Source organism: Variovorax sp. HJSM1_2, assembly GCF_049316285.1.
In the GTDB taxonomy this organism is placed as follows: domain Bacteria; phylum Pseudomonadota; class Gammaproteobacteria; order Burkholderiales; family Burkholderiaceae_C; genus Rhodoferax_B.
Window position 1 is genome coordinate 24,187 of the sequence record NZ_JBMOXA010000040.1, and the last position, 9,298, is coordinate 33,484.

Consider the following 9,298-nt stretch of genomic DNA (forward strand, 5'->3'; position numbering starts at 1 on the left):
ACCTAGGGCCACGTGCACGCACGACAGGGTTGCGGCTGCTGGCAGAATGACGGCCATTCAGGAGCCCTCACTTGCAAACTATTTACCCTCTTTTGGCCACTCTGCTGGCGTATCTCATCGGGTCGTTGTCATTCGCGGTCATCGTGAGCAAATGCATGGGGTTGAACGACCCGCGCACCTACGGCAGCAAAAACCCGGGCGCCACCAATGTGTTGCGTTCGGGCAGCAAGGCGGCGGCCATCGTGACCCTGTTGCTGGATGCGTTCAAGGGCTGGTTGCCGGTGGTGCTGGTGCGCTGGTTTGGTGAGCCTTTTGGTTTGGGCGAGGGCACGGTCGCTTTGGTCGGGCTGGCCGCTTTTCTAGGGCATTTGTACCCGGCGTATTTCCGCTTCCAGGGCGGCAAGGGTGTGGCCACAGCACTGGGTGTGTTGCTTGGCATTCACTGGTTGCTGGGCCTGGGAACCATCGTCACCTGGCTGATCATTGCAGTGTTTTTCCGCTATTCGTCGCTGGCTTCCTTGGTCGCCGCCGTGTTTGCACCGGTGTTTTATGTGCTGGTGGCGGGCGCGTTCTGGTACCTGGACAAATCGATCTTGATCGCAATGGTCGCGATGTCGCTGCTGCTGATCTACCGCCACCGCGAAAACATCAACCGTTTGCTGCAGGGCAAGGAATCACGCCTGGGTAAAGCTAAGACGGCCGCCAGCAAATAGGCGGCCCGTCACGGGGGCGATGATCAGGCCGCCGCGTTGGCTGGCCGGTCGGCCTGTATGCCCAGGCGCAGCAGGTTCTGGTGGTTGATGCGCACCTTGACCGCTTCCTGTGTCAAGGCCGCCAGCACCAGCGGACCACTGGTTGCGGTGCGGTGCAGGCGTGGGGTGTTCAGCACTTCGCCGCTGCGGTTGAGCACAATCGCCACCAGCGGGTGGTTGGGTTTTTTGCTACGGCGCAAGACCACGGCGGTCTCGCCATTGTCCAGCCGCACATAGGTGCCGGGCGGGCACAGGCCGGTGGCACGCACCAGCGCAAAACCCACGGGGTCGTGTGGCTCGCCGGTTTGCATCATGATGGTCCGGGCCGATTCGATGGCACTACGGCCTGAGCGTGTTTTGCGCGGGCTGACCATGGCGGCGTAGCGGTCCACGGTGCGCAGAATGTGCGACAGGCGCTCCACCACCGACCACTGCTCGAATTCCCCTTCCGCAGGGCTGGCGCCGTGGTGGTTGGCCACGACCTCGATCCACACGCTGTCGTGCACTCCGACATCGATCAGCAACAAACGCCCGGAATACGCATGCGCCTGTATGCTGGCGGCCTGCTGGGGTGTGGGTTTGTCGTTTTGCGCGGCCAGGTCGTTTTGCAACTGCGTCATGGCGATGTTCATCGTCATGGCGGCAAACACCAGGCTGTCGCGTTCGCTGCGCGGCAGGTCCAGCTCCTGGGCGGTCAGGTCGCACAACACCGCACAGATCAGGGCATGCAGCGCGCTGTAACCCATGGAGGCATTGGTGGCCAGTTGGAACAGCAGGTAGAGCGCGGTGTCGGTATCCTGGCGCAGCAGGTCTTGCATCCAGCGGTCGTACTGGCGCAGCTTGTGCACGAAGGCGGGGATGTTCATCGGGTTGCCAAGCACCATGGCCAGACCCGATTCAAGGTCAGCCCACAGGCTGAGCAAGTCTTCGTAATCTGCGCTTTGAGGGTGCGGCAAGGTGGTGGGTTGCATTGAACGACTGGGCGTACTTCTGATCTTCAATATTTGCTTGGGCGAGTGACCGAATCTAGCAGATTGTGTGGCCCCTGCGGGCCGCAAAAATGTAGCGAAACGCACATGCGGCCACAGCCCGGCGGCTTCAGTAGCGGCGCTCAAGCACCATTTGGTCGTTGGTCCGGTTCATTTGAAAACGTGTCAGCACGCTGTTGCCCAGCAGCACAAACGGCATGGCGGCGGGGGTGACCACGGCTTCCACATCGTACAGCTGCACGTCGCCCACACGCACCGTCGCCAGCCGAATGCGCCAGCCTTGCGTCACGCCATTGGCGGTGCTCATTTGCACGGGCTGGCCGTTCTTGTAGTTCACGCCCAGGCGCTCGGCCTCGGCTTGGCTCATGGCGACAACGGAGGCACCGGTATCCACCATGAACTGGGTGGTGTTGCCATTGATCGCACCCTGGCTGAAGAAGTGGCCGCGGCTGTCCGCCGTGAGCACGACGCGGGTGGCGCCGCCCTGGCTGCTGCCGGCCATTTGCACAGGTGTGTCGCCTATGCGCAGCGTCAGGCGTTTGCCGGCGAATTCGAGGTCGGCCGCATCGCTGCGCGTGGCGACCACCTTCACACCTTTGTAGGTTTCACCGGGCGCCACCGTTTTGGGGGCAGCGCCATCGACGACCAGCAGCGCCTTGTTGCCCAGCATGCCCGAGAGCACCACGCTCTGGGCTTGCGCCAAACTGCCCGCGCCCAGCAGCAAGCCCAGAGCGATGCCGGGGAGGCAGCGGTTTTGGCGCATGAGGCGTATGCCGTGGTCCGCTGGCTTAGTCGCGGAAGTTGTTGAAACTCAGCGGCAGGTCGCTCATCTCTTTGCGGATCAGCGCCATCGCGGCTTGCAGGTCGTCGCGCTTGGCGCCGGTGACGCGCACGGCATCACCCTGGATGGCGGCCTGCACTTTCATCTTGCTGTCCTTGATGGCCTTTTGGATCTTCTTGGCGGCGTCGGACTCGATGCCGTTGCGCACCTTGATGACTTGCTTGACCTTGTCGCCGCCGATTTTCTGCACGTCGCCCTTGTCGAGAAACTTCACGTCGACGCCGCGTTTGGTCAGTTTGTTGGTCAGCACATCTTCGATCTGCGTGAGCTGAAAATCGGCGTCGCCGATCAAGGTGATTTCCTTGTCCTTGAGTTCAATGGCGGCCGAAGTGCCTTTGAAGTCGAAGCGGGTGGAAATCTCTTTGGTGGTGTTTTCGACGGCGTTTTTGACTTCGACCAGATCGGCTTCGCAAACAGTATCAAAAGAAGGCATCTTGGTGGACTCTCTAGGGGCAGCCCGGGCCTGTCGGGGCGGCTGCCAGTGGGGGGGAGGGCTGCGACAGGCCAGCCGGGCAACGGGGCGGGAAAACACCAGACCCGGTGCGACAATCCGGCCATGTTAATCGAGAAAAATGCCCCGCTGCGCGACTACAACACCTTTGGCATCGTGGCCAAGGCGCAAACCTTGGTGCGCATCACCAGCGAGGCCGACCTGGCGCAGCTCTGCGCCGACCCGGTGCTGGGGCCGCAGCCTAAATTTGTGCTCGGCGGCGGCAGCAACGTGGTGCTGACCGGCGACGTGCGTCCGGTGGTGCTCAAGGTCGAAGTCATGGGCAAACGCCTGCTGGCCGAGACCGACAAGGCCTGGATCGTGGAGGCCGGTGGCGGCGAAAGCTGGCACGGCCTGGTGCAATGGACGCTGGCGCAGGGCTATCCCGGCCTGGAAAACATGGCGCTGATTCCGGGCACCGTGGGCGCGGCACCGGTGCAGAACATCGGCGCCTATGGAGTTGAACTGCAAGACCGTTTTGAATCGCTAGACGCGGTGGATCTGAGCACCGGCCAGAGCTTCACGCTGGATGCGGCGCAATGCGCTTTTGGTTACCGCGACTCGGTGTTTAAACACCTGGCCGCCCAGCCCGGCGACTTTGGCTTGTCTGGCCGCGCCCTGATCACGCGCGTGCGCCTGCGCCTGCCCAAACCCTGGAAGCCCGAGATGGGTTACCTCGATTTAGAGAGAAAACGGCAGGAGCGCAATGTGGATGTGCCTACACCACTACACATTTATGAGTGGATTTGCGAGATCCGGCGCAGCAAGCTGCCCGATCCTGCGGTCATAGGCAACGCCGGCAGCTTCTTCAAGAACCCCACGGTCAGCCCCGAGCAGTGCGCCGACATCATTGCGCGTGAACCGCGCATCGTGCACTACCCCATGGCCGACGGCAGCATCAAGCTGGCGGCGGGCTGGCTCATAGACGCCTGCGGCTGGAAGGGCAAGTCCATAGGCAACGCCGGCGTCTACGACAAACAGGCGCTGGTGCTGGTCAACCGTGGCGGTGTGACCGGCGGCGAGGTGGTGACGCTGGCGCGCGCCATCCAGACCAGCGTCTACGAACGTTTTGGCATTCGGCTGGAGCCGGAGCCCGTGGTCATTTGATTTGCTGATGAACTAGCCGCCGAAACGTTCGGTGCGGATGTCGGCCGGCGGCACACCCAGGGCCAGCAAAGCTTGGACCACGGTTTCCACAAAACCGTTGCTGCCGCAGACGTAGACCAGGGGCGATTGCCCCAAGGGCTGCAAAACGCTGGCCAGGTACGCCGCATCGATGCGCCCTACCTTGTCTTGCGGGCGTGGCGCCGTGCTGGCGCGCGACAACACCAGGCGCGTGGTGAATCCGCTCTGCTGCTCCAGCGCTTGTAAGGCGGGCCACAGAATGAGCTCTGCCATCTCGCGCGCGGCGTAGACCAATGTCATCGGCGGCTGTGGGTCGCGCAAAGCCGTGCGGTGCTGCGCCATCGACAGCAACGGCACCACACCTGAACCACCGCCCACCAGCAGCACGGGTCGCACCTGGTCCGTGGGCCAGACGAAATGGCCGCCTACCGGGCCCAGCACTTCCACTTCATCGCCGGGTTGGGCCACGTCAAAGAAGTAGGGCGAAACTTCGCCGTCGTCGAGCCGCTCAATCGCCAGGTCGTAGAAACTTTCAAGCTCGGGTGGCGACAGCAAGGAGTAGCTGCGCTGCGCTTGATAACCGTCTTCAGCGGTGAGGCGCACGTCCACGTGTTGGCCCGCGCGCGGCTGGCGCCAGGTCTGTGGCCGCAAGCGGATGTGCACGATGCGTGGGCTCAGGCGTTCGGTTGACTCGACGCTGGCGGGTGTCCAAAGCGGCATTGTTTAGGCTTCACTCGGCCAGCGTTCAGTCATCGCTATAACGCTGCTGCAGAAAAGGATCGCCGCGCCGGTGGTAGCCACGCAGCTCCCAAAAACCAAGCTCTTCACGCTGCAGAAACTGCAAGCCGCTGACCCATTTGGCCGACTTCCAAAAGTACAGGTGGGGCACCAGCAGCCGCGCCGGGCCGCCGTGTTCGGCCTGCAGCGGCGCCCCGTCATAGTGGGTGGCGACCATGGCTTTGCCGCCCAGCATGTCGGCGCTGTCCACATTGGTCGAATAGTCGTCATAAGCATGCGCCAGGCTGAAGGGCGTGGGCGCACCGGCAAATCCGGCGGCGGCCAGCAGATCGTCCACCGTCACACCTTGCCAGCCGGTGTCGAACTTAGACCAGGTGGTGACGCAATGGATGTCGGCCACCACGCGGGTTTGCGGCAGGGCGTTGAACTCGGCCCAGTTCCACACCTTCACCGGGCGCGGGCCGACCTTGAGCGTGAACTTCCAGTTGGCCACTTCGACGTGCGGCGTGGGCCCGGCGGACAGCACCGGAAAGTCATCGGTCAGCGACTGGCCGCGCGGCAGTCGCGCGCCCAAGGTGGCACTGAGGCCACCGCGCCGGGTTGCGCCGAATCCTCTGGTCGCCATGGCTGACTCCTTTTAGGTAAACAAGTCCGGCTGCGCTTTGGCCATCATTTGGGTGGGCTCATCGGCCAAGCCAATCACATCGCCAGCCTGGATGCGCCCACCACGCAAGATGCGCGCCGTCACGCCGCCGTGGCCACGCAATGCGTTGTAGCCGCCCGGCCCCAGCAGTTGTTCCATACGCGAGCACGGGTCACACGGGCCGGTGATGCTGATCAGCACCTCGGCGCCAATGTGCCAGACCAGGGGCCTGTCGGCAAACGGCGAGCGCATGGCCAGCAGGTTCCAGCCCGAGACCACCAGGTTGCGCCGCAGCAGCGTGGCGGCTATGGACGTGCGTCCGCACCACGCTGCCACGGTGGCCAAATGTTCCGCCTGGATGAGTGTGATCTCGCGCAAGCGCGCCGTCTCGGCCAGGCGCTCACGTGCCGCGCGGTGATCGCCCTGCAGGCCGTAGCCGGGCCGCGCCTCCACCTGCGGCACCGTTTGGGCCGGTGCCCCTTTGGCAGGGCGCAGGATGATGGCTTCGACCCGCCCTTGGCGCGGGTGTTGGGCGGTGAGGGTGCGCAAATCAGGCATGGCTTGGCTCAAGCGTGAATCCGGAAAATCCAAGTATGCCCGCGCGCATGAAAAAACCCGGCCCCGCTTTCGCAGAGGGCCGGGTCGGTGCAGGTGTTGCCGCTGAATGCTGCGTGGGCTTACTTGCTGGCTTTGTTGCCGATTTGCGCCAGTGCCGCTTCGCCGCCCAGCGACAGCAGGCCGCTGCGCGCGTAGACGCCCAGCTTGGCACGGGTATCGGTGATGTCGAGGTTGCGCATGGTCAGTTGGCCGATGCGGTCGAGTGGCGAGAATGGCGCGTCTTCGACCTTTTCCATGCTCAGGCGCTCGGGCGCGTAGGTGAGGTTGGGGCTTTCGGTGTTGAGGATGGAGTAGTCGTTGCCACGGCGCAGTTCGAATGTGACTTCACCGGTGATGGCGCTGGCCACCCAGCGTTGTGCGGTTTCGCGCAGCATGATGGCTTGCGGGTCGAACCAGCGGCCCTGGTACAGCAGGCGGCCGAGTTTGCGGCCGTTGTCGCGGTATTGCTCGATGGTGTCTTCGTTGTGGATGCCGGTCACCAGGCGCTCGTAAGCGGCAAACAACAGCGCCAGGCCGGGCGCTTCGTAGATGCCGCGGCTCTTGGCTTCGATGATGCGGTTTTCGATCTGGTCGCTCATGCCCAGGCCATGGCGGCCGCCGATGCGGTTGGCTTCCATGATCAGCTCTACGCTGTTGGCGAAGGTTTTGCCGTTGAGTGCGACGGGTTGGCCTTCTTCAAAGCGCACGCTGACTTCTTCGGCCTTCACGGCCACGTCTTCCTTCCAGAACGCCACGCCCATGATGGGGTTGACGATGCGGATGCCGCTGTTCAGGAACTCCAGGTCCTTGGCTTCGTGGGTGGCGCCCAGCATGTTGGAGTCGGTGCTGTAGGCCTTCTCGGCACTCATCTTGTAGCCAAAGCCGGCTTGCGTCATGAACGCCGACATTTCGGCGCGGCCGCCGAGTTCGTCGATGAACAGTTGGTCAAGCCAGGGCTTGTAGATGCGCAGTGCGGGGTTGGTCAACAGGCCGTAGCGGTAGAAACGCTCGATGTCGTTGCCCTTGAAGGTGCTGCCGTCGCCCCAGATGTGGACGTCGTCGTCTTTCATGGCGGCCACCAGCATGGTGCCGGTGACGGCGCGGCCCAGTGGCGTGGTGTTGAAGTAGGTGATGCCGCCGGTGCTGATGTGGAAGGCGCCGGCTTGCAGCGCGGCAATGCCTTCAGCGGCGAGCTGGCTGCGGCAGTCGATCAGGCGCGCTTTTTCGGCGCCGTATTGCATGGCCTTACGCGGGATCTCGTCGTAGTCGGGCTCGTCGGGCTGGCCCAGGTTGGCGGTGTAGGCGTAGGGCAGGGCGCCCTTGAGCTTCATCCAGTGCAGAGCGGCGCTGGTGTCCAGGCCGCCAGAGAAGGCGATGCCGACCTTTTGGCCGGTGGGTACGTTTTGCAGAATGGTGGCCATGATGGATTCCGATGTGGTCAGCCCGGGGGCTTAACCGAAGTGGCAGATGTAGTGGTAGGGCTCGGTGACGCGAATGTCAAACTTCGAGTTGCCGGGAATGCTGAACGATTCACCCGCTTGCGAGCGCACCCAGGCGTCGCTGCCAGCCAGCTTGTATTCGCAGCTGCCGGCCGTGCATTCCATGATTTCGGGCGCGCCGGTGTTGAAGGTCAGGGTGGCGGGCAACACCACGCCAACAGACTTCTTGGTGCCGTCGGCAAAGGTGATGCCGTGGCTGACGCATTTGCCATCGAAATAGACGCTGGCCGTGGTGGAGACGGTTACGCCGTCAAATTTTGCAGTGGTCATGAGGCTGGCCGCAAACCCGTGGTTTGCGCAGAGAGGTTGGGACAGCCTGCGATTTTAGACTGCGTAATTACATCGGCGGCGCAAAGCCATTGCGTCCGGCGGTGATGCGGGTGGCGGTGGGTGTGCCGTCCTTCATGACGGCGGTGACGCTGAGCTTGGCGCCCACAACCAAAAGCGAGGCATCGGCCGGTTTCAAGGTCACCACCGGCACATCCGGTGGCACCACCAGGGTTTTCTCGCCGTCCTTGTATTTGAGCTTCAGGGTGCGACCGGCCGGTCCGCTCGCCACGACCACCTGGTCCACGGTGGCATTGGTCATGGTGCTCTGCGGCACCGCATCCCAGTTGCGGTGGCCTTCGCCGGTGCCGCGCATGGCCTCGGGGAACACCACCACCTGAATGGCCCTCAACGTGCCATCGGGCTGGGGCATGGCACCACTGCCGATGAAGCTGCCGGCCTGGATGTCGGCCAACTGCATGGGCAGGACTTCGGCAATGGTGGTGCTGGCGGGCACGGCGAGCGTGACCACCTCGCCACTGCGGTCACGCACGGTGATGCTGCCGGGCTCAATCTTTTCGATGGCGCCACGGATACGCACTGGCGCAGCAGGGGCGGCCGGAGCTTGGGCAAACGTGGTGGAAAGCGTGGCGGCCAGAACGGCCCCCACAAGCATGGAAGCCTGGCGGCGGTTGAACATCATGATGGGCCTTTAAGTGTTGGAGTAGGAATGGACAGACCGGCGCCATGATGCCGCAGATCAGGCCAGGCTGCTCCAGTCCTCGGGTGTAAAGCCCACCGTGAATTTCTGACCCCAATCCACCACCGGGCGTTTAATCACGCTGGGCTGGGCCAGCATCAGGGCCTTGGCGCTGGCGGCGTCGACCACGGCAGCCTGTGTCGCCGGGTCGAGCTTGCGCCAGGTCGTGCCTTTGCGGTTGACGAGTTTTTCCCAGCCTAGCGCGGCGATCCACTTGTCGACCTCGGCGTCGGGCACGCCCGCCTTTTTGAAGTCGTGGAAGGTATAGGCGTGGGCTTGGGTGTCGAGCCAGACACGGGCTTTTTTAACCGTGTCGCAGTTGGGGATGCCGTAGAGGATGGTCATGGGGTAATTATGACCAGAGCCCCGTTCGCAGGTTTGAGTTTGCGACAATACCTAGATGCAAACCCTTAACGACTGGCTCGCCCACTGCGAGCAGCTGCACGCCAAGAACATAGACATGGGCCTGGAGCGTGTGCGCGCCGTGGCCGAACGTATGAACCTGGCTTTTTCCTGCCCGGTGATCACCGTGGCCGGCACCAATGGCAAGGGCTCCACCTGCGCCATGCTGGAAGCGGTGCTGATCCAGTCGGGCTA

Annotated in this window: 12 protein-coding genes and 1 pseudogene; 3 read left to right on the forward strand and 10 right to left on the reverse strand. The window is 63.3% G+C overall.

The window, feature by feature from the left end; translation table 11 throughout:
• Positions 1-71: 71 nt before the first annotated feature.
• A complete protein-coding gene (gene plsY, locus ACFQ95_RS24595) occupies positions 72-713 on the forward strand; it encodes a glycerol-3-phosphate 1-O-acyltransferase PlsY (RefSeq protein WP_422835369.1) in 642 nt (213 codons plus the stop codon).
• Positions 714-736: 23 nt separating this feature from the next.
• On the opposite strand, the gene ACFQ95_RS24600 is transcribed toward plsY, so the two are convergent.
• The 3 genes from ACFQ95_RS24600 to ACFQ95_RS24610 form a co-directional block, all read right to left on the reverse strand.
• A complete protein-coding gene (locus ACFQ95_RS24600; RefSeq protein ID WP_422835371.1) occupies positions 737-1,708 on the reverse strand; it encodes an HD-GYP domain-containing protein in 972 nt (323 codons plus the stop codon).
• Between the two features lie 142 nt (positions 1,709-1,850).
• Positions 1,851-2,504 (reverse strand): retropepsin-like aspartic protease family protein, encoded by a 654-nt coding sequence (locus tag ACFQ95_RS24605; protein WP_422835372.1) that lies wholly within the window; start codon positions 2,502-2,504, stop codon positions 1,851-1,853.
• Positions 2,505-2,529: 25 nt separating this feature from the next.
• A complete protein-coding gene (locus ACFQ95_RS24610; RefSeq protein ID WP_422835373.1) occupies positions 2,530-3,015 on the reverse strand; it encodes a YajQ family cyclic di-GMP-binding protein in 486 nt (161 codons plus the stop codon).
• Positions 3,016-3,138: 123 nt separating this feature from the next.
• Between ACFQ95_RS24610 and murB the strand changes: the two genes are divergently transcribed.
• Positions 3,139-4,179 (forward strand): UDP-N-acetylmuramate dehydrogenase, encoded by a 1,041-nt coding sequence (murB, locus tag ACFQ95_RS24615; RefSeq protein ID WP_422835375.1) that lies wholly within the window; start codon positions 3,139-3,141, stop codon positions 4,177-4,179.
• 12 nt (positions 4,180-4,191) lie between these two features.
• Here murB and ACFQ95_RS24620 read toward each other — a convergent pair whose 3' ends face one another.
• From ACFQ95_RS24620 to ACFQ95_RS24650, 7 genes are all read right to left on the reverse strand, one after another.
• Positions 4,192-4,917, reverse strand: coding sequence for an FAD-binding oxidoreductase (locus ACFQ95_RS24620; RefSeq protein ID WP_422835377.1), 726 nt, complete (start codon positions 4,915-4,917; stop codon positions 4,192-4,194).
• A 25-nt stretch (positions 4,918-4,942) separates the two neighbouring features.
• Positions 4,943-5,560: a molybdopterin-dependent oxidoreductase gene (locus ACFQ95_RS24625; RefSeq protein WP_422835379.1), complete on the reverse strand. Its 618-nt coding sequence runs from the start codon at positions 5,558-5,560 to the stop codon at positions 4,943-4,945.
• Between the two features lie 12 nt (positions 5,561-5,572).
• Positions 5,573-6,136, reverse strand: a complete 564-nt coding sequence (locus ACFQ95_RS24630; protein WP_422835380.1) for an MOSC domain-containing protein — start codon at positions 6,134-6,136, stop codon at positions 5,573-5,575.
• Between the two features lie 119 nt (positions 6,137-6,255).
• Positions 6,256-7,596, reverse strand: a complete 1,341-nt coding sequence (argG, locus tag ACFQ95_RS24635) for an argininosuccinate synthase (RefSeq protein WP_422835382.1) — start codon at positions 7,594-7,596, stop codon at positions 6,256-6,258.
• Positions 7,597-7,626: 30 nt separating this feature from the next.
• Positions 7,627-7,944, reverse strand: coding sequence for a pyrimidine/purine nucleoside phosphorylase (locus tag ACFQ95_RS24640; RefSeq protein ID WP_422835384.1), 318 nt, complete (start codon positions 7,942-7,944; stop codon positions 7,627-7,629).
• A gap of 67 nt (positions 7,945-8,011) precedes the next feature.
• Entirely contained in the window at positions 8,012-8,644 is a 633-nt protein-coding gene (locus ACFQ95_RS24645; protein WP_422835386.1) for a hypothetical protein, read from the reverse strand.
• 57 nt (positions 8,645-8,701) lie between these two features.
• Positions 8,702-9,046 carry an ArsC family reductase gene (locus ACFQ95_RS24650; protein ID WP_422835388.1) on the reverse strand — a complete coding sequence of 115 codons (345 nt, stop codon included), beginning with the start codon at positions 9,044-9,046 and terminating at the stop codon, positions 8,702-8,704.
• Positions 9,047-9,101: 55 nt separating this feature from the next.
• Between ACFQ95_RS24650 and ACFQ95_RS24655 the strand changes: the two are divergent.
• Positions 9,102-9,298, forward strand: a pseudogene (locus tag ACFQ95_RS24655) (bifunctional folylpolyglutamate synthase/dihydrofolate synthase); the annotation flags it as partial.